At 68.3% G+C, this 25561-nt stretch carries 29 protein-coding genes; 20 read left to right on the forward strand and 9 right to left on the reverse strand.

All coding sequences use genetic code 11. The features are described from left to right. Window positions 1-46: 46 nt before the first annotated feature. From AOM45_RS12620 to AOM45_RS52285, 11 genes are all read left to right on the forward strand, one after another. Window positions 47-1186, forward strand: a complete 1140-nt coding sequence (locus AOM45_RS12620; RefSeq protein WP_030472451.1) for a glycosyltransferase family 4 protein — start codon at window positions 47-49, stop codon at window positions 1184-1186. A gap of 89 nt (window positions 1187-1275) precedes the next feature. Further along, entirely contained in the window at window positions 1276-1731 is a 456-nt protein-coding gene (locus AOM45_RS12625; protein ID WP_035913245.1) for a Cg1360 family ATP-synthase-associated protein, read from the forward strand. A 150-nt stretch (window positions 1732-1881) separates the two neighbouring features. After that, on the forward strand, window positions 1882-2661 hold the full coding sequence (gene atpB, locus AOM45_RS12630) for a F0F1 ATP synthase subunit A (RefSeq protein ID WP_030472449.1): 780 nt from the start codon (window positions 1882-1884) through the stop codon (window positions 2659-2661). Window positions 2662-2725: 64 nt separating this feature from the next. Then, window positions 2726-2980 (forward strand): ATP synthase subunit C-like protein, encoded by a 255-nt coding sequence (locus AOM45_RS12635; protein WP_030472448.1) that lies wholly within the window; start codon window positions 2726-2728, stop codon window positions 2978-2980. Between the two features lie 29 nt (window positions 2981-3009). Beyond that, window positions 3010-3558, forward strand: a complete 549-nt coding sequence (locus AOM45_RS12640; protein ID WP_169774299.1) for a F0F1 ATP synthase subunit B — start codon at window positions 3010-3012, stop codon at window positions 3556-3558. Between the two features lie 3 nt (window positions 3559-3561). Next, window positions 3562-4395, forward strand: coding sequence for a F0F1 ATP synthase subunit delta (locus tag AOM45_RS12645; RefSeq protein ID WP_156094302.1), 834 nt, complete (start codon window positions 3562-3564; stop codon window positions 4393-4395). Between the two features lie 46 nt (window positions 4396-4441). Further along, a complete protein-coding gene (gene atpA / locus AOM45_RS12650; protein WP_030472445.1) occupies window positions 4442-6088 on the forward strand; it encodes a F0F1 ATP synthase subunit alpha in 1647 nt (548 codons plus the stop codon). 8 nt (window positions 6089-6096) lie between these two features. Beyond that, window positions 6097-7011 (forward strand): F0F1 ATP synthase subunit gamma, encoded by a 915-nt coding sequence (locus AOM45_RS12655; RefSeq protein ID WP_030472444.1) that lies wholly within the window; start codon window positions 6097-6099, stop codon window positions 7009-7011. After that, window positions 7004-8440: a F0F1 ATP synthase subunit beta gene (gene atpD, locus AOM45_RS12660; protein WP_201779939.1), complete on the forward strand. Its 1437-nt coding sequence runs from the start codon at window positions 7004-7006 to the stop codon at window positions 8438-8440. Before AOM45_RS12655 ends, atpD begins: the two co-directional genes overlap by 8 nt. Before the next feature lie 135 nt (window positions 8441-8575). After that, window positions 8576-10087, forward strand: coding sequence for an ABC transporter transmembrane domain-containing protein (locus AOM45_RS12665; RefSeq protein WP_081902655.1), 1512 nt, complete (start codon window positions 8576-8578; stop codon window positions 10085-10087). Beyond that, window positions 10084-11637, forward strand: a complete 1554-nt coding sequence (locus AOM45_RS52285) for an ABC transporter ATP-binding protein (protein WP_051784542.1) — start codon at window positions 10084-10086, stop codon at window positions 11635-11637. Before AOM45_RS12665 ends, AOM45_RS52285 begins: the two co-directional genes overlap by 4 nt. On the opposite strand, the gene AOM45_RS12675 is transcribed toward AOM45_RS52285, so the two are convergent. Continuing rightward, on the reverse strand, window positions 11596-12636 hold the full coding sequence (locus AOM45_RS12675; protein ID WP_059362379.1) for an IS630 family transposase: 1041 nt from the start codon (window positions 12634-12636) through the stop codon (window positions 11596-11598). The genes AOM45_RS52285 and AOM45_RS12675 overlap by 42 nt on opposite strands. A gap of 167 nt (window positions 12637-12803) precedes the next feature. On the opposite strand from AOM45_RS12675, the gene AOM45_RS50780 reads away from it, so the two are divergent. After that, the gene (locus AOM45_RS50780) at window positions 12804-12977 is read left to right on the forward strand and encodes a hypothetical protein (RefSeq protein WP_201779940.1); all 174 of its coding nucleotides are present in this window, start codon (window positions 12804-12806) and stop codon (window positions 12975-12977) included. On the opposite strand, the gene AOM45_RS12680 is transcribed toward AOM45_RS50780, so the two are convergent. Continuing rightward, complete coding sequence (locus AOM45_RS12680) at window positions 12974-14188, reverse strand: hypothetical protein (protein WP_030473714.1); 1215 nt, start codon at window positions 14186-14188, stop codon at window positions 12974-12976. The genes AOM45_RS50780 and AOM45_RS12680 overlap by 4 nt on opposite strands. Then, entirely contained in the window at window positions 14179-14667 is a 489-nt protein-coding gene (locus tag AOM45_RS12685; protein ID WP_035913906.1) for a SigE family RNA polymerase sigma factor, read from the reverse strand. Before AOM45_RS12685 ends, AOM45_RS12680 begins: the two co-directional genes overlap by 10 nt. Window positions 14668-14773: 106 nt before the next feature. On the opposite strand from AOM45_RS12685, the gene AOM45_RS12690 reads away from it, so the two are divergent. Beyond that, window positions 14774-15139, forward strand: a complete 366-nt coding sequence (locus AOM45_RS12690; protein WP_030473712.1) for a F0F1 ATP synthase subunit epsilon — start codon at window positions 14774-14776, stop codon at window positions 15137-15139. 22 nt (window positions 15140-15161) lie between these two features. Then, entirely contained in the window at window positions 15162-15593 is a 432-nt protein-coding gene (locus AOM45_RS12695) for a DUF2550 domain-containing protein (protein ID WP_030473711.1), read from the forward strand. Window positions 15594-15647: 54 nt separating this feature from the next. Here the strand turns inward: AOM45_RS12695 and AOM45_RS12700 are convergent, their stop codons facing one another. Then, complete coding sequence (locus AOM45_RS12700) at window positions 15648-16220, reverse strand: cob(I)yrinic acid a,c-diamide adenosyltransferase (protein ID WP_030473710.1); 573 nt, start codon at window positions 16218-16220, stop codon at window positions 15648-15650. Window positions 16221-16254: 34 nt separating this feature from the next. Between AOM45_RS12700 and murA the strand changes: the two genes are divergently transcribed. Beyond that, window positions 16255-17520, forward strand: a complete 1266-nt coding sequence (gene murA / locus AOM45_RS12705) for a UDP-N-acetylglucosamine 1-carboxyvinyltransferase (RefSeq protein ID WP_030473709.1) — start codon at window positions 16255-16257, stop codon at window positions 17518-17520. Here the strand turns inward: murA and AOM45_RS12710 are convergent. Beyond that, window positions 17517-17804: a hypothetical protein gene (locus AOM45_RS12710; RefSeq protein ID WP_030473708.1), complete on the reverse strand. Its 288-nt coding sequence runs from the start codon at window positions 17802-17804 to the stop codon at window positions 17517-17519. The genes murA and AOM45_RS12710 overlap by 4 nt on opposite strands. Before the next feature lie 126 nt (window positions 17805-17930). Between AOM45_RS12710 and AOM45_RS12715 the strand changes: the two genes are divergently transcribed. Beyond that, a complete protein-coding gene (locus AOM45_RS12715; RefSeq protein WP_030473707.1) occupies window positions 17931-19925 on the forward strand; it encodes a protein meaA in 1995 nt (664 codons plus the stop codon). Window positions 19926-19942: 17 nt separating this feature from the next. Further along, window positions 19943-20701, forward strand: a complete 759-nt coding sequence (locus tag AOM45_RS12720; RefSeq protein WP_059362382.1) for an enoyl-CoA hydratase-related protein — start codon at window positions 19943-19945, stop codon at window positions 20699-20701. On the opposite strand, the gene AOM45_RS12725 is transcribed toward AOM45_RS12720, so the two are convergent. Further along, window positions 20616-21470: a helix-turn-helix transcriptional regulator gene (locus AOM45_RS12725; protein WP_051784772.1), complete on the reverse strand. Its 855-nt coding sequence runs from the start codon at window positions 21468-21470 to the stop codon at window positions 20616-20618. The two genes, AOM45_RS12720 and AOM45_RS12725, sit on opposite strands and share 86 nt — an antisense overlap. 102 nt (window positions 21471-21572) lie before the next feature. Here AOM45_RS12725 and AOM45_RS12730 point away from each other — a divergent pair, with 102 nt between their 5' ends. Beyond that, entirely contained in the window at window positions 21573-22271 is a 699-nt protein-coding gene (locus AOM45_RS12730; RefSeq protein WP_030473703.1) for an SDR family oxidoreductase, read from the forward strand. On the opposite strand, the gene AOM45_RS12735 is transcribed toward AOM45_RS12730, so the two are convergent. Next, window positions 22268-22675, reverse strand: a complete 408-nt coding sequence (locus AOM45_RS12735; RefSeq protein WP_030473702.1) for a hypothetical protein — start codon at window positions 22673-22675, stop codon at window positions 22268-22270. The two genes, AOM45_RS12730 and AOM45_RS12735, sit on opposite strands and share 4 nt — an antisense overlap. 87 nt (window positions 22676-22762) lie before the next feature. Between AOM45_RS12735 and AOM45_RS12740 the strand changes: the two genes are divergently transcribed. Beyond that, window positions 22763-23680: a helix-turn-helix domain-containing protein gene (locus tag AOM45_RS12740; protein WP_030473701.1), complete on the forward strand. Its 918-nt coding sequence runs from the start codon at window positions 22763-22765 to the stop codon at window positions 23678-23680. Here the strand turns inward: AOM45_RS12740 and AOM45_RS12745 are convergent. Continuing rightward, entirely contained in the window at window positions 23677-24213 is a 537-nt protein-coding gene (locus tag AOM45_RS12745; RefSeq protein ID WP_030473700.1) for an NUDIX domain-containing protein, read from the reverse strand. The genes AOM45_RS12740 and AOM45_RS12745 overlap by 4 nt on opposite strands. 54 nt (window positions 24214-24267) lie before the next feature. Here AOM45_RS12745 and nucS point away from each other — a divergent pair, with 54 nt between their 5' ends. Next, entirely contained in the window at window positions 24268-24927 is a 660-nt protein-coding gene (nucS, locus tag AOM45_RS12750) for an endonuclease NucS (RefSeq protein ID WP_030473699.1), read from the forward strand. On the opposite strand, the gene AOM45_RS12755 is transcribed toward nucS, so the two are convergent. Then, window positions 24879-25460 (reverse strand): hypothetical protein, encoded by a 582-nt coding sequence (locus tag AOM45_RS12755; protein WP_059362385.1) that lies wholly within the window; start codon window positions 25458-25460, stop codon window positions 24879-24881. The two genes, nucS and AOM45_RS12755, sit on opposite strands and share 49 nt — an antisense overlap. Window positions 25461-25561: the final 101 nt, after the last annotated feature.

The following is a 25561-nucleotide window of genomic DNA, read 5'->3' on the forward strand; positions in this document are numbered from 1 at the left end:
CCGTGGCGAGCACCCCGCCGATTTCCCCCGATTGATTGGTAGGCCCGTGGGGCCCGCATCCTCGTTCGTCCTTCCCGTGCGCGAGTACCTCCTCGTCGCGTTGATCGCTGCCGTGGTGACGTTCCTGCTCGTGGGTCTCGTGCGCGCGCTGGCGTTCCGTCTCGGCGCGGTGGCCTACCCGCGGCAACGTGACGTGCACGTGCAGCCGATGCCGCGCATGGGTGGTGTCGCCATCTACGGCGGCGTGCTGTGCGGCATGTTCGTGGCGCACCAACTGCCGGTGCTGCGGGCGGCGTTCGACTTCTCCAACGACCCGTGGGGCGTCATCGTCGCGGGCGGCGTCATCGTGCTCGTGGGTGCGATCGACGACAGGTTCGAGCTCGACTCGCTCACCAAGCTCGCCGGGCAGGTCACCGCGGCGGGCATCCTGGTGCTGTTCGGTCTCCAGTGGATGATCGCGTGGGTGCCGTGGGACGGCGGCGCCACCATCTCCCTCGACCAGAACCAGGGCGCGCTGCTGACCGTCCTGCTCGCGGTCACCATGATCAACGCGATGAACTTCGTCGACGGCCTCGACGGGCTGGCCGCCGGCATCGGCCTCATCGCCGCCGCGGCCACCTGCGCGTTCTCGATCGGGCTGCTCGTCGAACGCCAGGGCGCGGTGGAGGCCTACCCGCCCGCCCTGATCGCCGCGGCGCTGGCCGGCGCGTGCCTGGGCTTCCTGCCGCACAACTTCAACCCCGCGCGCATCTTCATGGGCGACTCGGGCTCGATGCTCATCGGCCTCATGCTCGCGGCCGCCACCACCAGCGCGTCCGGCAAGATCAACCAGGCCACCGGCAGCGCCGCCGACCTGCTCGGTCTGCTCTCGCCGCTGATCGTCGTCGCCGCGGTGCTGTTCGTGCCGCTGCTCGACCTGCTGATGGCGATCATCCGCCGCACCCGGCGGGGGGAAAGTCCCTTCTCGCCGGACAAGATGCACCTGCACCACCGGCTGCTGGAGATCGGGCACTCGCAGCGTCGAGCGGTGCTGCTCATCTACTTGTGGGCGGGCGTGCTGGCGTTCGGCGCGGTGGCGCTGACGTTGTTCGACCCGATCATCGTGGCCACCTGCTTCGTCATCGGGCTGATCGTGACGTTCGTGGTGTCGGTGATCCCGAGGCTCAGGGACGCGCGCAAGCCGTAAACGGCGTTCATCTTGTTTGGGCCCGCTTAACCGGCGTTAACCAGGGGCTGCTTGCAGGTGGCCGAATGCGAGTTCCTACACTTCAGTGCATGAGCGGCAGCAACGATGCAGCCAAGGCCGTCACGCACGAGCTGGTCGTCCAGCGGCTCGCCGGGGAAATGTTCCGCGCGGCCGCCTGGGCCGCACTCGGCACGTTTGTCCTCGGCGTCGTCGTGTCAACGGTGATCTGGGGGACCGCTGGTCTCATCGGATCATTGATCGGTGGTGCGATTGCCATCGCTTCGAGCCTCGTGACGCTGTTGTTGATGCGCAAGACCGCGGCGCTCGATCCGATGTTCGTGATGGTCGCCGCACTCGGTGGATTCACGGGAAAGCTGATGGTCCTGCTGCTGGCGGTGATCTTGCTGCGCAACCAGCAGTGGCTTGAACCCAAGGCACTCGGAATCACCCTGGTCGCGACGGTGCTCGTGACGTCGTGGCTGGAGGCCAGAGCCTCCAAGCGCAGCCGTAGTCAGATGGTGGTCCCCGCCTCTCAAGGCACCTGAGACCTGCTGATATGGTCCGCGCAGACCAGGGACACCCGATAGCAGGGGTGCCTCTGGTAGTCGCTTGCGAACCGTAAGGTACGTTAAGTCCAGATCGTGACGATTCCCCCGGCGGAGTGAACGCCGGCCGGGAGAACCGGAAGGAACACAGTGACCGACGTGGTGCTGGCCTCGGGTGACAAGTTCGTCGCCCCAGGAGTTGCGGACTTCTTCCTCCCGCCGATCTTCGGCTCGGTCACGAAGCCGATGGTCCTGCTGGTGCTGTCGATCTTGATCATCGGCGCCTTCTTCATCGCGGCGACCCGCAACCTCAAGCTGGTTCCCGGCAAGTTCCAGTTCGCCGCGGAGTCCCTTTACGACTTCAGCCGCAACGGCATCGCCAGGGAACAGATCGGCGCGAAGGACTTCAAGCCGTTCATCCCGCTGGTCCTCACGATCTTCACCTTCATCCTGGTGAACAACCTGTTCGGGCTCATCCCGATCGTCCAGTTCCCCACGATGTCGCACATCGGCTTCCCGCTCGCCGTTTCGTTGCTCGTCGTTTACCCGGTGTACCACTTCGTCGGGTTCAAGCGGCACGGCTTCGTGGGTTACTTGAAGCACCAGACGATTCCGCCGGGCGCGCCGTGGTTCGTGCTCCCGCTGCTGATTCCGATCGAGTTCTTCCAGAAGTTCATCCTGAACCCGCTCACGCTGGCGATCCGAGTTTTCGCGGCCATGTTCGCGGGTCACCTCCTGCTGCTGGTGTTCACCCTGGCCGGTGAGTTCCTGCTGCTCAACGGCGGGCTGACCGTCATCGTGGCGCCGGTGTCCTTCGCCTTCGCCATCGCGCTGACCTTCCTGGAGGCACTGATCATGTGCCTGCAGGCCTACATCTTCGCGCTGCTGTCTGCCAGCTACATCGGCATGGCGCTGGCAGAAGAGCACTGAGAAACAGCACTAAGCCTCCGATCCGCGAACTCTCGCGGACCGAGTTGGAAAGGGAACAGCAACAGTGAGCGCTCTCCAGATCGCCCAGGACGCCGCCGCCAACATCAACCCGGGTCTTGCGGCCATCGGTTACGGCCTCGCCGCCATCGGCCCCGGCATCGGCGTCGGTCTGATCTTCTCCTCGGTCATCAGCGGCACCGCCCGCCAGCCCGAGGCTCGTGGCGTCCTGCTCAGCCTCGCGTGGACCACCTTCGCCATCGTCGAGGTCCTCGCGCTGATCGGCTTCGTCGTGTACTTCATCGCGACCGCCGGCGCCTGACCTAACCCTTCATCGCGTTAGGAGACGTCGTGAACCGCACCCTGATCCTGGCCGCGGAAGGTGGGCACAACCCCGTCGTTCCGCAGCTCGCTGAGGTCATTCTCGGTCTCGTCGCGTTCCTGCTCCTCTTCTTCGTCATCAAGAAGTTCGTGTCGCCGAGGTTCGAGGCGCTGTACGCGGAGCGGACGGCCAAGATCGAGGGCGGCATCGAGAAGGCGGAGCAGGCCCAGGCCGAAGCTCAGCGCACGCTCGAGCAGTACAAGGAGCAGCTGGCCGAGGCTCGCGCCGAGGCCGCGCGCATCCGCGACGACGCGCGGGCCGAGGGCCTGCAGATCATCGAGGAGCTGCGCGAGCAGGCGCAGGCCGAGTCCGCGCGCATCGTCGCGCAGGGCCAGCACCAGCTGGACGCTCAGCGCGCCCAGATCGTCGCCGAGCTGCGTGCCGACCTCGGTCGCACCGCCGTCGAGCTGGCGAGCAAGGTCGTGGGCGAGTCCCTCGAGGACGAGGCCCGCCGCCGCGGCACCGTCGACCGCTTCCTCAACGAGCTGGACGCCGTCGCGGCGCCGGCGAGCAAGTAGAGGCTGCCGATGACGTTGCATGCCGCTAGTCGTGAAGCTCTGGCAGCCGCGGAACTGCGGCTGCTGGAGCTGGCCGACGCCACCACGTCGACGGATGAGCTCGCCAAGCTGGGCGAGGAGCTCTTCGCCGTGCTGGGCCTGCTGATCGAGCAGCCCTCGCTGCGCCGTGCTGCCGCCGACGCCTCGTCGCAGCCCGCCGGTCGCGAGCAGCTCGTTCGCGGTCTGTTCGCGGGCAAGGTGAGCGACGCGACCCTGCAGGTGCTGGTCGCCGTCGTGACCGCCCGCTGGTCCAGCCCGCGCGAACTCGTCGACGGTGTCGAGTCGCTCGCCCGCACCGCGCTGCTGGTGCGTGCCGAGCGCGACGGCCAGCTCGACTCGACGGAGGACGAGCTGTTCCGGCTCGGCCGCATCGTCGCCGGTTCGAACGAGCTCGAGCTGCTGCTGGCGGACCCCGCCGGCTCTGTTCCCGGCAAGGTCGCGCTGGTCGACTCCCTGATCGAGGGAAAGGTCAGCCCGGTCACCAAGACGCTGGTGGACCAGCTGGTTCGTCACCCGCGCGGGATGCGCGTGGCGGACGGACTGGCCGAGCTCGCCGACCTGGCGGCCAAGCGCCGTCAGCGTTCCGTCGCGCACGTCCGGTCCGCGGTGGAGCTGACCGCGGAGCAGATCGACCGCTTGACCGCGACGCTGACCACGATCTACTCGCGCCCGATCGCCCTGCACGTCGAGGTGGACGCCTCGCTCGCGGGTGGTCTCCAGATCAAGATCGGCGACGAGATCATCGACGGAAGCATCGCCGGCCGGTTGGCGGCACTGCGCCGCAATCTCACCAGCTAGCCCCCGAGCCCTTTCCCAAGAACGAAGAAGTGAGAGCAGGAACGACATGGCGGAGCTGACGATCTCGTCGGACGAGATCCGCAGTGCGATCGAGAAGTACGTCTCGAGCTACTCCCCGGAGGTCAGCCGGGAAGAGGTCGGTACCGTCTCCGAGACCTACGACGGCATCGCCATCGTCGAGGGCCTTCCGGGCACGATGACCAACGAGCTGCTCGAGTTCCCCGGTGGCGTCCTCGGCGTCGCCCTGAACCTCGAGGTCCGCGAGATCGGTGCGGTCATCCTCGGTGACTTCGACAAGATCGAAGAAGGCCAGGAGGTCCGCCGGACGGGCAAGGTCCTCTCCGTGCCGGTCGGCGACGGCTTCCTCGGCCGCGTCGTCAACCCGCTGGGTCAGCCGATCGACGGCCTCGGCGACATCGTCGCCGACGACAACCGCGCCCTGGAGCTGCAGGCCGCCACCGTGCTGCAGCGTCAGCCGGTGTCCGAGCCGATGCAGACCGGCATCAAGGCCATCGACGCGATGACCCCGATCGGTCGCGGCCAGCGCCAGCTGATCATCGGTGACCGCAAGACCGGCAAGACCGCGGTCTGCATCGACACGATCATCAACCAGAAGAAGGCCTGGGAGTCGGGCGACCCCAAGCAGCAGGTCCGCTGCGTCTACGTCGCCATCGGCCAGAAGGGCTCCACCATCGCGGGCGTCAAGGCCGCGCTGGAGGAGGCGGGCGCGCTCGAGTACACGACGATCGTCGCCGCCCCGGCTTCCGACTCCGCCGGCTTCAAGTGGCTGGCGCCGTACACCGGCTCCGCCATCGGCCAGCACTGGATGTACCAGGGCAAGCACGTCCTGATCATCTTCGACGACCTGACCAAGCAGGCCGAGGCGTACCGCGCGATCTCGCTGCTGCTGCGCCGCCCGCCGGGCCGCGAGGCCTACCCCGGCGACGTCTTCTACTTGCACTCGCGTCTCCTCGAGCGTTGCGCGAAGCTGTCGGACGACCTCGGCGGTGGCTCGATGACGGGTCTGCCGATCATCGAGACCAAGGCGAACGACGTGTCGGCGTACATCCCGACCAACGTCATCTCGATCACCGACGGTCAGTGCTTCCTCGAGTCCGACCTGTTCAACGCCGGTGTCCGCCCGGCTGTCAACGTGGGTATCTCCGTCTCCCGCGTCGGTGGTGCCGCGCAGATCAAGGCGATGAAGGACGTCGCGGGCTCGCTGCGTCTCGACCTGTCGCAGTTCCGCGAGCTGGAGGCCTTCTCCGCGTTCGCGTCCGACCTCGACGCCGCCTCGCGCGCCCAGCTGGACCGCGGTGCCCGTCTGGTCGAGCTGCTCAAGCAGGGCCAGTACTCGCCGGTCGCCGTCGAGGAGCAGGTCGTCGAGATCTTCGCCGCGACCAAGGGCCACCTGGACGACGTCCCCGTGGGCGACATCCGCCGGTTCGTCGCCGAGTTCAAGGACTCGCTGCGCCGCAACCACGCGGACGTGCTCGGCGGTATCGTCGAGACCAAGAAGTTCCCCGAGGACGCGCAGAAGCGTGTCGTTGCCGCCATCGCCGAGTTCAAGAAGCAGTTCACCGCTTCGGACGGCACGACGATCGTCAACGAGGCCCCGGAGAAGGCGATGGACGCCGACAAGGTCGCGCAGGAGTCGGTGAAGCTTCACAAGCCCGAGCCCACCAAGAAGTGATCTGAGCCATGGGTGCACAGATTCGGGAGCTCCGCCAGCGGATCCGAACGGTCAACTCGACCAAGAAGATCACGAAGGCCTACGAGCTCATCGCGACGTCTCGCCTCGCGAAGGCGCAGACCAGGGTCGCGGCTTCCCGGCCGTACGCGGACGAGATCACTAACGTGCTCTCCGCGTTGGCCGAGGCCTCGGCGAACCTCGACCACCCGCTGCTGACGGAGCGCCCGAACCCGAAGCGCGCCGCGGTGCTGGTGATCACGAGCGACAAGGGCATGTGCGGCGGTTACAACGCCAACGTCCTCAAGGCCGCGGAGCAGCTGCTGCAGCTGATCCGGTCCGAGGGCAAGGAGCCGGTGCTGTACGTGACCGGCCGCAAGGGCCAGGGCTACTACCAGTTCCGCCGCCGCGAGGTCACCGGGTCGTGGAGCGGGTTCTCGCAGACCCCGCACTACGTCAACGCCGTCGAGGCGGGTGACGCGCTGGTGGAGGCGTTCCTGGAGGGCACGGAGAACGGTGCGCAGGGCGTGGACGAGATCCACATCGTGTACACCGAGTTCAAGTCCATGCTGAGCCAGATGCCGACCGCCCGCCGGGTCGCGCCGATGGAGGTCGAGTACACCGGCGAGACCCCCAAGGGTCCGCGCGCGGTGTACGACTTCGAGCCCAGCGCCGAGGCGCTGCTCGGTGCGATGCTGCCCAAGTACGTGAAGACCCGGCTGTTCTCCGCCATGCTGGAGGCCGCGGCTTCGGAGTCGGCGGCCCGTCGTACGGCCATGAAGGCCGCGACGGACAACGCGACGGAGCTGGTCCGGAACCTCAGCCGGGCGGCGAACTCGGCCCGTCAGGCCCAGATCACCCAGGAGATCAGCGAGATCGTCGGTGGCGCTGCCGCGCTTACCGGTGGCGCAGGAAGTGATGAGTGACATGAGTGCTACTGCCACCACCACCCGCACCGGCCGTGTGGTCCGGGTGATCGGTGCGGTCGTCGACGTGGAGTTCCCGCGCGACGCCGTGCCGGAGCTGTTCAACGCCCTGAACGTGGAGATCACGTTCGAGGCCGTCGCCAAGACGCTGACCCTCGAGGTCGCGCAGCACCTCGGCGACAACCTCGTCCGCACCATCTCGATGCAGCCGACCGACGGCCTGGTCCGCGGCGCCACGGTGTCCGACACCGGTGCCGCGATCTCGGTGCCCGTCGGCGACATCGTCAAGGGCCACGTGTTCAACGCCCTCGGCGACTGCCTCGACCAGCCGGGCCTCGGCCGTGACGGCGAGCAGTGGGGCATCCACCGCAAGGCTCCGTCGTTCGACCAGCTCGAGGGCAAGACCGAGATCCTCGAGACCGGCATCAAGGTCATCGACCTCCTCACCCCGTACGTCAAGGGCGGCAAGATCGGCCTGTTCGGCGGCGCGGGTGTCGGCAAGACCGTTCTGATCCAGGAGATGATCACGCGTATCGCGCGTGAGTTCTCCGGCACCTCGGTCTTCGCCGGCGTCGGTGAGCGCACCCGTGAGGGCACCGACCTGCTGCTGGAGATGGACGAGATGGGTGTCATCCAGGACACCGCCCTCGTCTTCGGTCAGATGGACGAGCCGCCGGGCACGCGTATGCGCGTCGCCCTGTCCGCTCTGACGATGGCGGAGTACTTCCGCGACGTGCAGAACCAGGACGTGCTGCTCTTCATCGACAACATCTTCCGCTTCACCCAGGCGGGCTCCGAGGTGTCGACCCTGCTGGGCCGCATGCCTTCCGCCGTGGGTTACCAGCCGACGCTGGCGGACGAGATGGGTGAGCTCCAGGAGCGCATCACCTCGACCCGCGGTAAGTCGATCACCTCGCTGCAGGCCATCTACGTGCCCGCGGACGACTACACCGACCCCGCGCCCGCCACGACCTTCGCCCACCTGGACGCGACGACGGAGCTCTCCCGTCCGATCTCCCAGAAGGGCATCTACCCGGCCGTCGACCCGCTGTCGTCGTCGTCTCGAATCCTCGAGCCGTCGATCGTCGGCGAGGAGCACTACCGGGTCGCTCAGGAGGTCAAGCGGATCCTGCAGAAGTACAAGGAGCTGCAGGACATCATCGCGATCCTCGGTATGGACGAGCTCTCCGAGGAGGACAAGGTCCTCGTCGGTCGCGCGCGTCGTCTCGAGCGCTTCCTGGGTCAGAACTTCTTCGTCGCGGAGAAGTTCACCGGCCAGCCCGGGTCGTTCGTACCGATCAAGGACACGGTCGAGGCGTTCGACCGGGTCTGCAAGGGCGAGTTCGACCACTTCCCGGAGCAGGCGTTCTTCTCCTGCGGCGGGTTGGACGACGTCGAGGCCAACGCCAAGAAGCTGGCTGGTAACTGACCTGGTTTCCGCTGGTTCGTGAAAGGGCCGTCTCTCCACTTTGGAGGGACGGCCCTTTTGCTTTGTGCGGGTCAGGGGCGTGCGGGTCGGGCGAAATTGGTCGTGCCGCACATGAGGTGATGGCACAGTCGGGTCATGTCCCGACATGCGCCGTACGACGATCCGGGTGCGCCCGATGTTCGATCGCCCTGGCGGTACCTGTGGTGGCTGGTGAGGATGCAGCGCTGGCGGGTGCTCGCCGGGGCTTGGTGGGGGTCGCTGTGGATGTGCGGGCTGATCGTGCCGCCGTACCTGATCGAGCGGGCCATCAAGGACGGGTTGCGCGGCGGTGACCGTGCGGCGCTCGTGTGGTGGTGCTCGGCCTTGGTTGTTGTGGCGGCGTTGTTGGCGCTTCTTGGCGTTGCGCGGCACCGCACGATGACGTTGGTGCGGACCGATGCGTCGTTGCGGACGGCGCAGGTGGTGGTCAGGCACGTCACGCGGCTTGGCGGGGTGGTGCGGCGCAAACTGTCCACAGGGGAGTTGACGTACCTCCAGAACGGGGACACCGCGCGGATCGCTCACGCGCTCACCAGCACTGGGCCCGGCGTGGGGGCGGTGATCGCGTATGCGGTGACGGCTGTGCTGCTGGTGCGGATCTCTCCCCTCGTCGCTGTGGTGGTGTTGTTGGGCGTACCGGTGTTGGCGGTGGTCACCGGGCCCGTGTTGAGTCGCCTGCACGCGGTGGAGACCGGGTATCGGCACAGCCAAGGGGAGTTGAGCTCGCGGGCCGGGGACATCGTGGCCGGGCTGCGGGTGTTGTCCGGTATCGGTGGGAAGCCCGCGTTCGAGGAGCGGTTCCGGGCGAAGTCCCGTGAGGTGCTGCGCGACGGCTACCGGGTGTCCGGGTGGCTCAGCTGGGTGCAGGCGTTGACGTGGGGGCTGCCGACGTTGTTCCTCGCGGTCGTCACGTGGATCGCGGCGCGCATGGTGGTGACGGGTGCCATCTCGATCGAAGAGATGGTCGCCGTCTACCTGTACGTCACGACGTTGATCGTGCCGGTGAGTTTCTTCATGGAAGGTGCGGACGCGATTCCGCGCGCGTTGGTGTCCGCACGGCGTGTGATCGACCTCTTGCGATTGCGGCCGGACGACGGTGACGGCGACGCCTCGGTGTTGGACGTGAAGAGTGGCGTGCTGACAGTGGTCGTGTCGGCCAACGCGACGGCGGCGCGTGAAGCCGTGGAACGGTTGCCGGGACAGGTCGTGGTGGCGGACAACGACGACTACCTGTTCGCCGGCACGGTGCGTGAGGCGGTGTCGGTTGCCGAGCACGACGACGCGGAGCTGGAACGGGCCGTGTGGGCAGCAGCCGCGGTGGACGTCGTGGAGGCGTTGCCGGACGGGCTCGACTCGCACCTCGAACCCAAGGGGCGCAACGTTTCCGGTGGTCAGCGGCAACGGCTCAGGCTCGTCAGGGCGTTGCTGAGCGAGCCGGAGGTGCTGGTGCTCGTGGAACCGACGTCGGCGCTCGACGCGGTGACCGAGGCCGCGGTGGCCCAGCGGGTGAAGCAGGCGCGGCTCGGGCGGACGACGGTGGTCGTCTCGTCGTCGCCGCTGTGGGCGGGGCAGGCGGATCAGACTGTGCACCTGGAGGAGAGCCGGTGAACCGGTTGCCGATCGCGGACCGGCGTCAGGTGCGGCAGGCGGCCGTGCGGTTGATGCGACGTGAACGAGGTGCGTTGACCGTCGTTCTCTCCCTCACCGTGCTGACCGCGTTGTCCGGTCTCGTGGGGCCGTACCTGCTCGGGAAGATCGTGGGTGGCGCGGAACGCGGCGAGCTCACCTTGTCCACTGTGGACTGGCTTGCGCTGGGAGTGCTGCTCGCGGCTGTGGTGCACCTGTTGCTGGTGCGGTACAGCGCGTTGCAGACGACGAGACTCGGCGAACGGCTGTTGGCGTCGTTGCGCGAGGAGGCGGTGACGCGCTCGATGGCGTTGCCTGCGCGGGTGGTGGACCGGCTGAGCACCGGTGATCTGCTCGCCCGCGTCACGAGCGATGTCGGGACGATCGGTCAGGCGCTGCGGGACAGCGTGCCCGAGGTGTTCACGGGCGTCGTGCACCTCGTGGTGGTGTTCGTTGCGCTGTTCGTGTTGGATCCGGTGCTGGGTCTGGTCGCGCTGGCAGGGGTGCCGTTCCTCGCGTGGGTCCTGCGCTGGTACCTCGTTCGTGCGCGCGCCGCGTACCTCGCGGAGAGCGAGGCCAACGGTGATGTGGCGGAGATTTCGGCGGCCGTCGGTGAGGGCAGCCGGACCATCGAGACGTACGGGCTGCGGGACCGGATGGTGGCGGCCGCGGACGACACCATCGCGCGTTCGTACCGGACGCGGCTGCGCACGCTGCGGCTGAGGAACGTGCTGTTCCCGGTAGCGGGCTTCGTGAACACCCTGCCGACGGCGTTGGTGCTCCTCGTAGGCGGACTGTTCTACGCGACGGACAGCGTTCGGATCGAGGTCGTCGTCACGGGCAGTCTCTACGTGTGGCGGCTCATCGAACCGTTGGACCGCATCCTGTTCTGGGTCGAGTTCCTGCAGCGTGGTGGTGCGTCGTTCGCACGGGTCGAGGGGATCGGCGCCAACGTCGAGCCGGCACCCGAAGTTGCGGAACCGGACGACGACCGCATCGAGGTGCGCGGGGTTCGCTTCTCCTATGTGGACGGACACGAGGTGCTGCACGGCGTCGATCTCGTGGTGCAGCCGGGTGAACGGCTCGCGATCGTCGGCGTGTCCGGTGCCGGCAAGTCGACGCTCGGCAGGCTGATCGCCGGTGTCGACCGGCCCTCGGAGGGGTCCGTGCACGTCGGCGGAGTGCCCGTGGCGGATCTCGCAGCAGCAGGAGAGCAACGGATCGTGCTCGTGACACAAGAGCATCACGTGTTCATCGGCACGTTGCGCGAAAACCTAGCGATGGCCGCACCGGACGCTCCGGACGAACGGCTCGTTGAAGCCCTACGCACCGTTGATGCGCATTGGTTCGACGAACTGGAGGACGGCCTCGACACGGTTCTTGGCGCGGGTGGGGTCGAACTGGATCCCGCGCAAGCACAACAACTAGCGCTCGCACGGGTGGAGGTAGCCGATCCACACACGTTGGTGCTCGACGAAGCGACGTCGTCTCTAAGCACGTGGCCAGAAGTCTTGTCCGAAACCTTGGGGTAGCCAGGGGCTGGTCCAGGGTGCGGCGGTGGTGAGGTTCTGTTCGGTGGTGCGGTCGCGGAAGTAGGCGTGTGCCTGGCGGACGCGGCCGGCCATGGTGGCGGGTGCGGTATTGGCGATGTGGTGTTTGAGCCCGGCCCAGATGCGTTCGACGGGGTTGTCCTGCGGGCTGTATTTCGCGCCTTCGATCAGCATCAGGCGTGGTTGTTCGGTCAGCCAGCGGCGGGTGATTCCACTGTGGTGGGTGCCGCCGTTGTCACAGATCACCGCCACGACAGGCGCGTCGGGATAGGCGTCGAGCAGCGTCTGCAGGAAGTAGCAGAACACCACCGAGACGTTCTTCACCGAGACGTGGTGGTGCCAGGCACCGGTGGCGAGGTTGATCGCGCCGTGCACGGTGCGGCGGATGTTGCTGCCAGGGGTGAGAAGCCGGTGCCGCAGGCCGGTGGGCATCCAGCAGGAACGGACTCGTGGCAGCAGATCGAGGTGGGTCTCGTCCTCGGCCAGCACCGCCGATCCTGCCGGGAGTGCGGCGATGCGGGCTTGGATCGTGGCGCAGGTGGTGTCGTGGTCCGGATCGCCTTTGGCGATCAGCCGAGGTCTTCGCCAGCTGCCCTGTTCGCGGAGACGCCGGTAGAAGGTGCGCAGGCTCATCTGCGGTCGTCGGGCGGCGCGCCAGAGTCGTGCGGTGGTCCAGGCTTTCGGTGTCTGCAACAAGGTGTGGATGCGTTGTCCGAGCCGGGGGCTGCCGATGCGGGGACGTCCGCTGCGCGGCCGGTCGGGAAGTCCTGTGATGCCGTCGCGGGTGTGTCGTGCGATCCAGCGGCGCACCGTGACCGGCTCGTAGTGCAGGAGCTCGGCGATCTCCGGTGCGCTCATCCCGGACGCGGACAACAAGACGATGACCACGCGGGCGGCGACCCGCCACGGGCCGTGCAGCGCGGTGATCAGCTCGAGGTGCTGGGCAGGGGTCAAGTCGGCGTAGACATGCGCGGGGCGCATACTGGTGAAGGCCTCGTCGTGGTGGGTTCAGGTGTGGTAACCGAATCCAACCCGACGAGGCTCTTCACGTTCACGGCAAGGTCAACTCACGTGAGTTACAGACACAACTTCTGGCAAGGCGCTTAGACCCGGCCACGGCCAGGCACGCCGAGCGCGCGATCGCGGCCGTGCGGGAGAGGCGCACGGTGATCGCGATCGCGCACCGGCTGCAGACCGCGCGTGACGCCGACCGGATCGCCGTCGTCGACGCGGGCCGCGTCGTGGAGTTGGGGTCCCACGACGACCTGGTGGCCAGGGACGGCACCTACGCGACGCTCTGGCGCTCCTGGCACGGCAGCTAGAGCGGCACGACCGTGGACGAGTCACCCCGCACGATCGTCACCTCCTTCGTCCCGGCCGGAGCCAGCCAGAAGTCAGGGCGCTGCTCCGGCCCGACGAGGGCGCCGAAGTCGGCGACCATCGTGCCCTGGCTGTCGGGCAGCGCGAGCCGCACGGGCGCCACGGTGCCCTTGACCGCGGGCCCGCCGATGATGGCGGCGCTGAAGTCGCCGTCCGCCGTGTAGAGCGCGCCGTAGACCTGGCCGAACGCCTCGAACGCGAGCGCGTAGCGGCCGTCCGGCGTCCACGTGCAGGCGACCCAGCTGCCCAGGGAGTCGCGGCTCACCAGGAAGTCGACGTAGGCGCGCGCCTGCATCTCCGACTGCGCCTGCGCGGGCGAGTGCAGGTTCCGCGGAGCGGTGACCTTCTTGCACTGGTCGCCCGTCCAGCCGAGGCCGGTGCGCGGCGTGAACGCCTTGCCCAGGCCGAGATCCGCCTTCGTCCGCACGGGGTTCACGGCGAAGACGTCCGGAGCCGGCGGGGAGTCGGCACGCACGAACACCGGCTTGCTCTGCGGCGGCGCGTGCACCACGGCGACACCGAACTCGCCCCTCTCGAGCTCCCGCCACTGCCGCGTCAGCCGGTTGTCCTGGCCCCGCACCGGGTCCTGGGACAGGTAGATCCTCTTGCCGAGGCTCAACGCCACGTACGTCGAGGAGTCCGCGCCGAACTGGAACAGCCCACGCTGCTCGCCGGACACGAGCTCCCGCTCCACCACCGCGCCACCGGCGACCAGGCCGACCGCGACCTGCGGGACCGCGTTGTCGCGCACCATCACGCCCTGCACGACCAGGGCGGCGGGACCGCTCGGGGTGTTCCCGGCCCAGAAGACGTTCGACTGCGCCGTGAAGTCCGTCACGTTGTCGTACGGGCCCCACCCGACGGTCTTGTTCGCCCACGCGGCTCGCGTCTGCTCGATGAACTGCGTGTCGCCCGCCAGGTCACCGCTCGTCGGCCTGGTGAAGCGCGCGTCGGACGAGGCGGGGGTGACGGGTTCGGAGGAACGTGTCACCAGCACCCCCGTCGTCACGCCCGCGAGCAGCGCCACCGCCGCGGTCACCGCCACCAGCCTGCGCGTGTGTCGTCGCCGAGCTCCGGTCATCACGTCCCCCACGAATCCCGGCCGCACGTCCAGGTCCGCCGTCGCGGCCTCCATCGCCTGCTTCAGTTCCACGTCAGCACCTGCTCACCCATCAGTTCCCGCAGGCGGGCGAGGCCGCGCGAGGTCTGGCTCTTCACCGTGCCGATGCCGCACCCGAGCGTGCGTGCCGTCTCGGCCTCGCTGAGGTCTTCGAAGAACCTCAGCACCAGAACGGCGCGCATCTTCTTCGGCAGCTGCGCCAGCGCACGCACCACGCTGTCCGCGTCCACGACCTGCTGCTCGTGTCCCCGTGCCGGAGGTACCGCCCCCAGTTCCAGCGGTGCCTCCGGTTTCCGGGAACGACGACGCCAGCGGTTCGCCGCGGCGTTGGCCAGCGCGGTGCGCGCGTAGGCCTCCGGAGAGGTCCTGATGCGGCGCCACTTGCCGTACATGCTCATGAGGACGTCCTGCAGAATGTCCTCAGCGGCACCTTTGTCACCGCCGCACAGCAGGTAGGCGGTGCGCAACAGAGCCTGTGAACGCAACGCCACGAAGTCCTCGAAATCCTGCATGTGTCCCCTTCGGCGGCTGTCGGAGGTACTGACACCGGGCGGGGCGGCAAGGTTGCCAGGCGACCGTTTAGACTCAGTTCGACTCCAGACGACGAGGGAGATACGCGTGGCCGAGATGACCGTTGAACTGGTCGCCGTTGAACGCCGCCTGTGGTCCGGCACGGCCACCTCTGTTTCGGCTCAGACGACCGAGGGCGAGATCGGCATCCTGCCCGGTCACGAGCCCGTTCTCGGCCAGCTGGTCGAGGGTGGCGTGGTGCGCATCCGCACGACGGACGGTGGCCTGGTCACCGCCGCCGTGCACGGTGGCTTCCTCTCCGTGACCGGCACCGGCGTATCGATTCTCGCCGAGGACGCCGAGCTCGCGGGTGAGATCGACGTGACCGCGGCGCGATCGGCGCTGCAGGACGCGGACGACGCAGAGCGCGCACGTGCGGCAGCGCGCGTGCGGGCCGTGGAACAGTCGGCCTGAGACCGGGCGCGAGGGCCCAGCCGTGGGGATCACCGAGATTGCCGGACTGATCCTGCTCGCCGTGGCGGTCGTCATAGCGGGCTTCGCCTGGCGCCGCATCCGGCTGCTGCGGGAAGGCGGCGTGCACGTCGCGCTGCGCAGCCAGTTCGACGACCGCGGTCGTGGCTGGCACCTGGGCGTGGGGCACTACCGGGGCGACAAGTTCGCCTGGTTCCGGGTGCTCTCGCTCGGGTCGGGCCCCAACCAGCTGATCTCCAGAGACGGGCTCGAGATCGACGCACGCCGTGAGCCGACAGGCCCGGAGGCGTACGCGATGCCGGTGGGCGCGACGGTGCTGCGGTGCCGTTCCGCCTCGGGCGAGGTCGAGATCGCGATGGGCCCGGACGCGCTGACAGGATTCCTGTCCTGGTTGGAGTCAGCGCCTCCGGGCCGCTCCATTCCCTGGGCTTCCTAGAACGATGAACGGCGCTTTGTGCACGCCAGGTGCACAAAGCGCCGTTCATCGTTTTCAGGCGTTCTCGCCGGGCTGCCAGAGCACGTCACCGTCCGGGTTCGCCACGCGGGCCAGGATGAACAGCAGGTCGGACAGCCTGTTCAGGTACTTCGCCGTGAGCACGTTCGTCTGCTCCGGCTCCGCCTCGATGAGCGCCCACGCACGCCGTTCCGCGCGCCGTGCGATCGTGCGCGCCTGGTGCAGCAGGGCCGCGCCGGGCGTGCCGCCGTTGAGGATGAACGAGTCGAGCTTCCCGAGCCGCTCGTTGAACGTGTCGCAGTACCCCTCCAGGCGGTCCACGTACGCCTGGGTCACGCGCAGCGGCGGGTACTTGGGGTCCGGCACGATCGGCGTGCAGAGGTCCGCTCCGACGTCGAACAGGTCGTTCTGCACCTTGCGCACGACCTCGTGGACGTCCTCGGCGAGTTGTCCCAGCGCGAGGGCCACGCCCAGCGACGCGTTGGTCTCGTCGACGTCCGCGTACGCCTCGATGCGAGGGTCGGTCTTGGGAACGCGGGAGAAGTCGCCGAGTCCGGTCGTGCCGTCGTCGCCGACCCGCGTGTAGATCTTGGTGAGATGCACCGCCATACCGGCACTGTAGGGCCGTACGTAGGATTGCCGCGTGAGCGAGCATTTCCGGGTACACGGCGGCGCGCGTCTGGTCGGCGAAGTTGATGTCGTCGGCGCCAAGAACAGCGTCCTGAAGCTGATGGCGGCGGCTCTCCTGGCCGAGGGCACCACAACCATCACCAACTGCCCGGACATCCTCGACGTGCCGCTGATGGGCGACGCGCTGCGGAGCCTCGGGTGCGAGGTCGAGCTCGACGGTGACGTGGCGAGGATCACCACTCCCAAGGAGCTCAGCTACCACGCCGACTCCGAGGCCATGGGCAAGCTGCGCGCCAGCATCTGCGTGCTGGGGCCGCTGGTCGGCCGGTGCAAGCGCGCGGTCGTGGCGTTGCCGGGTGGTGACGCGATCGGGTCGCGGCCGCTCGACATGCACCAGAGCGGCCTGGAGAAGCTCGGCGCCAAGACCTGGATCGAGCACGGCTGCATCGTCGCCGAGGCAGAGGGCCTGCACGGCACGCAGATCTGGCTCGACTTCCCCAGCATGGGTGCGACCGAGAACATCCTGATGGCGGCCGTGCTGGCCAACGGCACGACGGTCATCGACAACGCCGCGCGCGAGCCGGAGATCGTCGACCTCTGCCTGATGCTCACGCAGATGGGCGCGAAGGTCGAGGGCGCCGGTACTTCCACCCTGACCGTTCACGGCGTGACCGAGCTCAAGCCGACCGAGCACCGGGTCATCGGCGACCGGATCGTCGGCGCCACCTGGGGCTTCGCCGCCGCCATGACGCGGGGCGACGTGCGGGTGCGCGGCGTCAACCCGCACCACCTCGACCTCGTGCTGGAGAAGCTGCGCATGGCGGGCGCCGAGGTCACCGTCTACGAGGGCGAGGACGAGGGCTTCCGCGTCGTCATGGAGGGCAGGCCCAAGGCCGTCGACTTCGTGACGCTGCCGTACCCCGGGTTCGCCACGGACAACCAGCCGTTCGCGATCGCGCTGTCCACGGTCTCCGAGGGCACGTCGATGATCACCGAGAACCTGTTCGAGTCCCGGTTCCGGTTCATCGACGAGATGATCAGGCTCGGGGCCGACGCGCGCACGGACGGGCACCACGCCGTGATCCGCGGCATCGAGAAGCTGTCCAGCGCGCCGGTGTGGGCGTCGGACATCCGTGCCGGTGCGGGGCTCGTGCTCGCCGGCCTGTGCGCCGACGGGGCGACCGAGGTCTACGAGATCTTCCACATCGAGCGCGGTTACCCCGGCTTCGTGGAGAACCTCCGCAAGCTCGGCGCCGACGTGGAACGCGTGAGCTCCTAGGTCTTCAGCACCAGCCGCGCGTTCGCGACGTCCGCCGGCCAGACCATCACCCGGTAGGGCGCGTTCCGCGAACGCGTGGCACGCACCCCGTTCGCCTTGAGCTTCTGCACGAGCACGTTCGCGGCCTCCTCCGTGGGCACGAGCGCGACCTCGCTCAGCAACCCGAAGTCCGTGCCGTCCAGATCCGGTACGGGCCGTTTGTCGTTGCCCACGAAGTACCGCAACGCCAGAGCCAGCAGGCCGATCACCCCGAACACGACCACTGTCTGGTAAATCGCCGTCACTCCTCCATCATGCTCTTGCGGTCACGATTCAGTGAGCAATCGCACGCGCAGCAACAGTTACTGGCCAGTACCCTTCGAGGAAATCAACACAGCGGAGAACGGCGTCGCTGTTTTTGGGAGGTTGCTGTGCCGTACCCAGCTGACCGCGAACGCGACCGCCCCTGGGTGATGCGCACGTACGCGGGTCACTCCTCGGCCGCGGCGTCCAACGCGCTCTACCGCCGGAACCTCGCCAAGGGGCAGACCGGCCTGTCCGTCGCGTTCGACCTGCCGACGCAGACCGGTTACGACCCCGACGACGAGCTCGCGAAGGGCGAGGTCGGCAAGGTCGGTGTGCCGATCAGCCACATCGGCGACATGCGGCAGCTCTTCGACCAGATCCCGCTCGGCGGCGCCAACACGTCGATGACGATCAACGCGACGGCCATGTGGCTGCTCGCGCTCTACGTCACCGTGGCCGAGGAGCAGGGCGCGGACCCGTCGGCGCTCGCCGGCACCACGCAGAACGACATCATCAAGGAGTACCTGTCCCGCGGCACGTACGTGTTCCCGCCGGGACCGTCGCTGCGGCTGATCACCGACATGGTCGCGTGGACCGTGTCGAACGTGCCGAAGTGGAACCCGATCAACATCTGCAGCTACCACCTCCAGGAGGTCGGCGCGACGCCGGCGCAGGAGGTCGCGTACGCGATGTGCACCGCGATCGCCGTCCTCGACTCGGTGCGCGACTCGGGTCAGGTGCCGCAGGAGAAGTTCGGTGACGTCGTCGCCCGCATCTCCTTCTTCGTGAACGCCGGTGTGCGGTTCATCGAGGAGATGTGCAAGATGCGCGCGTTCGCCCAGCTGTGGGACGAGATCACGCGCGAGCGCTACGGCGTGGAGAACCCGAAGCACCGCCGGTTCCGTTACGGCGTGCAGGTCAACTCGCTGGGACTGACGGAAGCACAGCCGGAGAACAACGTTCAGCGCATCGTGCTGGAAATGCTCGCGGTGTCGTTGTCCCGCAACGCCCGTGCGCGCGCGATCCAGCTGCCGGCGTGGAACGAGGCGCTCGGCCTGCCACGCCCGTGGGACCAGCAGTGGGCGTTGCGCATGCAGCAGGTCCTCGCGTACGAGACGGATCTTCTCGAGTACGACGACATCTTCGACGGCTCGCCGGTCATCGAGGCGAAGGTCAACGAGATCCTCGCCGGTGCGCGCGAGGAGATCGACCGGGTGCAGGCGATGGGCGGTGCCGTCGCGGCCGTCGAGTCCGGCTACATGAAGTCGCAGCTGGTTTCCTCGCTCGCCGACCGGCGCCGTCGCGTCGAGTCCGGTGAGGAGATCGTGGTCGGTGTCAACAAGTTCGACACGACCGAGCCGTCGCCGTTGCAGGCGGAGGGCGCGAACGCGATCGAGACCATCGACCCGATCGTCGAGATGCACGCGGTCGAGGCGATCCAGCAGTGGCGCGCCAACCGCGACAACGCCGCTGTGGCCGAGGCTCTGGACGCGCTGCGCGAGGCCGCGAAGACCGACCAGAACCTCGTCGAGGTGACGCTGGCGTGTGCGCGCGCAGGCGTGACGACCGGTGAGTGGTCGCAGGCGTTGCGTGAGACGTTCGGCGAATACCGTGCGCCGACGGGTGTTTCCGGCGCTTCGGCGTCGGGCGAGGCCGGTTCGGAGATCGCGCGCGTGCGCGACCGGGTCCGCGCGACCGGCGAGGAGATCGGCGAGCGGCTGCGCATGCTGGTCGGCAAGCCGGGGCTCGACGGTCACTCCAACGGCGCCGAGCAGGTCGCCGTGCGTGCTCGCGACGTCGGTTTCGAGGTCGTCTACCAGGGCATTCGCCTCACACCGTCGCAGATCGTGGCCGCGGCCGTGCAGGAGGACGTGCACGTCGTGGGCCTGTCGATCCTGTCCGGATCGCACCTGGAGGTCGTGCCGGCGGTGGTCGACGGACTGCGGGCGGCCGGTGCCGGGGACATCCCGGTGATCGTCGGCGGCATCATCCCGCCGGACGACGCGGCGAAGCTGCGCGACCGGGGCGTGGCGCGGGTCTTCACGCCGAAGGACTACGAGCTGACCGAGATCATGGACGAGATCGTCACCGTGATCCGTGAGGTGCGTTCTCTGCCGTAGAAGCCTAGATTCACGGCATGGTCGACGTTGCGCGTGAGGGTTCGGTAGTTCGGATCACGATGAACCGTGCGGCGAAGCGCAATGCGTTGTCCGCCGAGCACCTGACGGAGTTGCTGGAGGCGTTCCGCGAGGCGGGCACCTCGGACGCGGCGGGCATCGTGCTCGCCGCCGAGGGGCCGGTTTTCAGCGCGGGCCACGACTTCGCGGACGTGCACGCACGTGACAGGGAAGGCGTGCGGCTGCTGCTGGAGCTGTGCACGATGCTGATGAAGACCATCCAGTCCGTGCCGCAGGTCGTGATCGCGCGGGTTCAGGGGCTGGCGACGGCGGCCGGGTGCCAGCTGGTGGCGTCGTGCGACCTCGCGGTGGCGTCGCTGGACGCGGGGTTCGCGCTGCCCGGCGGGAAGGCCGGGTGGTTCTGCCACACGCCCGCGGTGCCGGTGGCGCGGTCGATCGGGCGCAAGCGGTTGATGGAGATGGCGCTCACGGGCGACGTCGTGGACGCGGCGACGGCGGTGGAGTGGGGCCTGATCAACAAGGCCGTGCCCGCCGACGAGCTGGACGCCGAGGTCGACGCGTTGCTGGCGCGGGCGACGCGGGGCAGCCGGGCGTCCAAGGCAGCGGGCAAGCTGGCCGTCTACGCGCAGCTGGACCGGCCAGAGGCCGACGCGTACGAGATCGCGCTGGCCGTCATGGCCGAGACTTCGCAGTCCCCGTCAGCCAAAGAGGGGCGGGCGTCGTTCCTGGAGAAGCGGCCGCCCGTGTGGCCCGACTAGTCGCGAGGAGCTTCAGCGCGTCCGCGTTCGGGCCGGGCTCGGCCTGGTAGATCACCAGGAACTGACCGGGCGCTTCCCGCACGTCGAACGAGTGGTAGTCGAGCTTGAGCGGGCCGACCGCGGGATGCACGAACTCCTTGGCGTCCTGGGTCTTCCCGCGCACCTCGTGCTGTTCCCAGAGCTCCTTGAACACCGGGTGCTGGTTGAGCTCGGCCACCATCTGCTTGAGGCGTTGCGACTTCGGGTCCGCGGTTCCCCTCAGGTGCGCGACGGTGCTCTGCGCGACCCAGTGCCAGCGCGGGTAGAAGCTCGTCGCGACCGGGTCGAGGAACGTCATCCTGGCGGCGTTGTCGGCAGGCGTGAACGGCTCGTACAGGGCTTCTGCCAGCGCGTTCGTGGCGAGGATGTCGAGCAGGGAGTTCATCACGAACGCCGGCATGTCGTGCATGCCGCTGATGAGCCGCAGCAGCTCCGGGCTGACTTTGTCAGGCGCGTGACCTTCCTCCGCGACCACTCCCGCCAGCCGGTGCAGGTGGGCTCGCGCGTCGGAGTCGAGCCGGAGCGCCCGGCTGAGGGCGTCGAGGACCTGCGCCGACGGGTTGGTCTCGCGGCCCTGTTCGAGGCGGGCGTAGTAGTCGGCGCTCACGCCGGCCAGGACCGCGACCTCTTCCCTGCGCAGGCCCTTGACCTTGCGCTGGGTGTGGCTGGGCAGGCCCGCGTCCTGGGGGTTGACGCGGGCGCGGTGGGCTTTCAGGAACTCGCCGAGCACGTCTTCGAGGTTATTCGTCCGTTCAGCACTTTGCCCGGGTGTGGCACACCTAGGCAGAAGGTGTCCTGGTTGGCGGTGGTTCTCCTGTCGATCGTTGTGGCCATGAGCAAAGTTGTGTTGATCAGTGGAGCTTCCAGCGGTATCGGTGAGGCGACGGCACGTGTGCTGGCCGCGGCCGGACACCAGGTGTTCCTCGGGGCGCGCCGGGAGGACCGGCTGGCGGCGCTGGCGGACGAGATCGGCGGTGCGTACGCGCCGTTGGACGTGACCTCTCGTGAATCCTTCCAGTCCTTTGTGGACGCTGCGGTCGAGCGGTACGGACGTGTCGACGTGCTGGTGAACAACGCGGGCGTGATGCCGTTGTCCCTCATGAGTTCTCTGAAGCTCGACGAGTGGGACCGCATGGTGGACGTGAACATCAAGGGCGTGCTGAACGGCATCGGCGCGGTGCTGCCCAGGTTCACCGACGGCGGGCACGTCGTGAACGTCGCGTCGATCGCCGCGCACATGGTCATGCCCACGGCGGCTGTCTACTGCGCGACGAAGTACGCCGTGTGGGCGTTGTCCGAGGGGTTGCGGCAGGAGAGCGAGAACCTGCGCGTCACCGTGATCTCGCCCGGTGTCACGGAGTCAGAGCTCGCGGACACCATCACCGAGGAGTTCTCGGCGTCGATGATGGAGGACTTCCGCAAGGTCGCGATCCCCGCGTCGGCGATCGGTGACGCCATCGCGTACGCGATCTCGCAGCCCGAATCCGTCGACGTCAACGAGATCGTGGTGCGGCCGACCGCGCAACGTTAGGCGCCGGTCGTCGAGCCCGGCCTGAGGATCATCAGCACGGTCACCGTCGCCCACAACAGGTTGAAGACGCCCGTGTACACGGCCAGGTGCTTGACGTCCTTGGTCCTCAACGCCTTCTCCTGACCGGGGATGACCTTGAGGGCCAGCACGAACGCGGCGGCGGTGGTGAGCGCGATCGAGATGATCACCCACGGGTGACCGGTCACGCCCATCACGCCGGCCGTCGCGAACCCGAAGACCGGCACGGAGACGCCGACCAGGGCGTAGACGCGGCAGATCCGGTGCAGGAGCTCGGGGTTGCCGTCGTTCGTGACGGCTTTCGGGAACGCGCTGGCGGCCACCGTCACCGGGCCGACGGCGATGATGGCGGCGAGGACGTGCAGCGACAGGAAGAGCTTGCTCACGATCAAGACGGTAGGAGTGCTCGCGCCGACGGAGAACTGGCTGGAATGCCATGTTCCAACGGATTCTCGCCAGCTACGGTGGTGGACGTGCACGAGGTGGCAGTGGTGGTGATGGACAGCGTTGTCCCGTTCGACTTCGCGACGCCTGTCGACGCGTTCAACTGGACCGGCCGGTACCGGGTGCGCGTCTGCGGTCCGAAGAGGACGGTCGACGCGGGCGCGTTCGAGCTGAAAGTGCCGCACGGCCTGGGTTTGCTGGCCGAGGTGGACACGATCGTGCTGCCCGGCCACGACCCGGCCCTGGTGGTTCCCGGGCCGTTGGTCGAGGCGCTCCGGCAGGCCGCCGCTCGGGGAACGCGGATCGCGTCGATCTGCTCGGGCGCGTTCGTGTTCGCGGCCACCGGGTTGCTGGACGGGTTGCGGGTGACCACGCACTGGCGTGCGGCCGAGGAGCTGGCGGCGCGGTTCCCCGCCCTGGAGGTCGACCCGGACGTGCTCTACGTCGACAACGGCCAGTTCCTCACGTCCGCGGGTGCCGCGGCGGGCCTCGACCTGTGCCTGCACATGATTCGGCGTGATCACGGGTCCGCGGTGGCGGCCGATGCGGCACGGTACGCCGTGATGCCCCTCGAGAGAGAAGGCGGACAGGCGCAGTTCATCGTCACACCGCCCGTTGCGCCGCAAGGTTCTCAGCTCGAACCCCTGCTGCGGTGGATGGAGACCAACGCCGTGCGCGACCTGACGCTGGACGACCTGGCGAAGCACGCGGGCATGAGCACGCGGACGTTGAACCGGCGGTTCCGCGAGCAGACCGGCACGACCCCGTTGCAGTGGCTGCACCGGGCGCGGGTCCGTCAGGCCCAGCACCTGCTGGAGACGACGAGGGATCCGGTCGAGCTGATCGCGAGCCGGGTGGGCTTCGGCTCGGCCACGGCGTTCCGCGACAGGTTCAAGCGGATCGCCGGCACCTCACCGCACGCCTACCGGGCGGCGTTCCAGGGCTAGGGCTGGGAGTGCTCGTGCAGGAGCAGGAGCGTGTAGGCGGCGATCGACTGGGCGTCGGTGATCTCGCCCTTCGAGATCATCGTCTCGAAGTCGGCGCGGGGGAACCAGGCCGAGCGCATGTCCTGCTCCTCGTGTTCCCGCTCGTGGAAGCCCTCGGTGAGCTGGGTGGCGAGGAACACGCGCCCGCGCTGCGACGACATGCCCGGCGCGACGTCGAGCACACCGAGCTCGATCATCTTACCGGCCCGCAGCCCCGTCTCCTCGCGGAGCTCGCGCGTGGCCAGCTCCAGCGGGTCGGCGTCGGCGCGGTCGGGCGCGGTGCCCTGGGGAAACTCCCAGCGCCGCAACCCGAGCGGGTAGCGGAACTGCTCGACGAGCCGCACGCGCTCGCCGTCGAGCGGGATGACCAGCGCGAAGTCGGGCTTGTCGACCACGCCGTAAATGCCGCTCGAACCGTCCGCGCGCCGGATCTCGTCCTCGCGGACGGTCATCCACGGGTTTGCGTACACCTGACGGGTGCCGAGGCTTTCCACGGCACGGACCGTACCTAACGTCCGGATTCTGGACACACCCCGTAGCCTGTCGCGGTGCGTCTCGTCATCGCTCGCTGCCAGGTCGACTACGTAGGACGACTCACCGCCCATCTGCCCATGGCTCAGCGCCTGCTGCTGATCAAGGCCGACGGCTCGGTGTCGATCCACTCCGACGACCGCGCGTACAAGCCGTTGAACTGGATGAGCCCGCCCTGCTGGCTGATCGAGGACCCGGACATCTGGACCGTGCAGAACAAGGCGGGGGAGAAGCTGATCATCACCCTCGAAGAGGTGCTGCACGACTCCAAGCACGAGCTCGGCCCGGAGCCCGGCCTGCAGAAGGACGGCGTGGAAGCCGACCTGCAGAAGCTCCTCGCCGAACACGTCACGACCCTGGGCGACGGCTGGACGCTGGTGCGCCGCGAGTTCCCGACCGCCATCGGCCCGGTGGATCTGATGTGCCGCGACGCCGCCGGCGGGTCCGTCGCGGTGGAGATCAAGCGCCGCGGCGAGATCGACGGCGTGGAGCAGCTGACCCGGTACCTCGAACTGCTGAACCGGGACCCGTTGCTGGCGCCGGTGCAGGGCGTGTTCGCGGCGCAGCAGATCAAGCCGCAGGCGCGGACGCTGGCCGAGGACCGCGGGATCCGGTGCGTGGTGCTGGACTACGACGCGTTGCGCGGGATCGAGCCGGACGAGTTCCGGCTGTTCTGATAGGCCACCATCAGCGTGTAGGTCCACGAGTCGAGCCGGTTGTGGTCGAGGTCCCGCAACCGGTGGATCGCGTTGTTCACGTCGCCCGCGTCGGCCATCGCGCCGACCTCGTCCCGGACGGCCTGCGGCAGCGCTTCCCAGCTCGGTCCTGAGCCGCAGGGCGCGCAGATCTCGCCGCGGGTCTCGTCGCAGCCCAGAAGCGGCCGGCCGCAGGACGGGCACGACCAGCTCACGTACCCGTGGTCGACCTCCGCGCAGGAGCAGGTTCTCCTCCGCGCCCTGCTGCCGTAGAAGGCCAACTTCATGTACTCCATGGTGGGGCGCTGATGGCCGTCGAGTTCCGCCAGCAGGTAGCCGGCCGGGACGGCGCTCTTCGAGTCGATCATCGCGCCGACCTCGTCCCGCACGGCCTGCGGCAGCGCTTCCCAGTCCGGTCGCAGTCGACACATGTCACAGATCTCGGCGTTGCCGGGCGTGCCGTTGATCGTCACCGTGCGGCACAACGGGCACACCCAGGTCGTCTGGTAGGTCACCGGGTCAGTGTCGGTGGTCGGAAGCGCCGCCGCAGGTGGTTTTTCGTGCCGTAACAGTCCAGACGGACTCGGCGACAGGCTGAGCGTGTTCGAAGGAGTGC

The organism is Lentzea aerocolonigenes, from assembly GCF_000974445.1.
Taxonomy (GTDB): Bacteria; Actinomycetota; Actinomycetes; order Mycobacteriales; family Pseudonocardiaceae; genus Lentzea; species Lentzea aerocolonigenes.

Excerpts from the sequence above, each read along its gene's own strand:
- AOM45_RS12700 (WP_030473710.1), bottom strand. The coding sequence starts at position 16,220 with ATGGCGGTGCATCTCACCAAGATCTACACGCGGGTCGGCGACGACGGC.
- AOM45_RS12665 (WP_081902655.1), top strand. The coding sequence starts at position 8,576 with ATGTCCCGACATGCGCCGTACGACGATCCGGGTGCGCCCGATGTTCGA.
- AOM45_RS12730 (WP_030473703.1), top strand. The coding sequence starts at position 21,573 with ATGAGCAAAGTTGTGTTGATCAGTGGAGCTTCCAGCGGTATCGGTGAG.
- AOM45_RS12655 (WP_030472444.1), top strand. The coding sequence starts at position 6,097 with ATGGGTGCACAGATTCGGGAGCTCCGCCAGCGGATCCGAACGGTCAAC.
- AOM45_RS12685 (WP_035913906.1), bottom strand. The coding sequence starts at position 14,667 with ATGCAGGATTTCGAGGACTTCGTGGCGTTGCGTTCACAGGCTCTGTTG.
- AOM45_RS12675 (WP_059362379.1), bottom strand. The coding sequence starts at position 12,636 with ATGCGCCCCGCGCATGTCTACGCCGACTTGACCCCTGCCCAGCACCTC.
- atpA (WP_030472445.1), top strand. The coding sequence starts at position 4,442 with ATGGCGGAGCTGACGATCTCGTCGGACGAGATCCGCAGTGCGATCGAG.
- AOM45_RS12625 (WP_035913245.1), top strand. The coding sequence starts at position 1,276 with ATGAGCGGCAGCAACGATGCAGCCAAGGCCGTCACGCACGAGCTGGTC.
- AOM45_RS12720 (WP_059362382.1), top strand. The coding sequence starts at position 19,943 with ATGGTCGACGTTGCGCGTGAGGGTTCGGTAGTTCGGATCACGATGAAC.
- atpD (WP_201779939.1), top strand. The coding sequence starts at position 7,004 with ATGAGTGACATGAGTGCTACTGCCACCACCACCCGCACCGGCCGTGTG.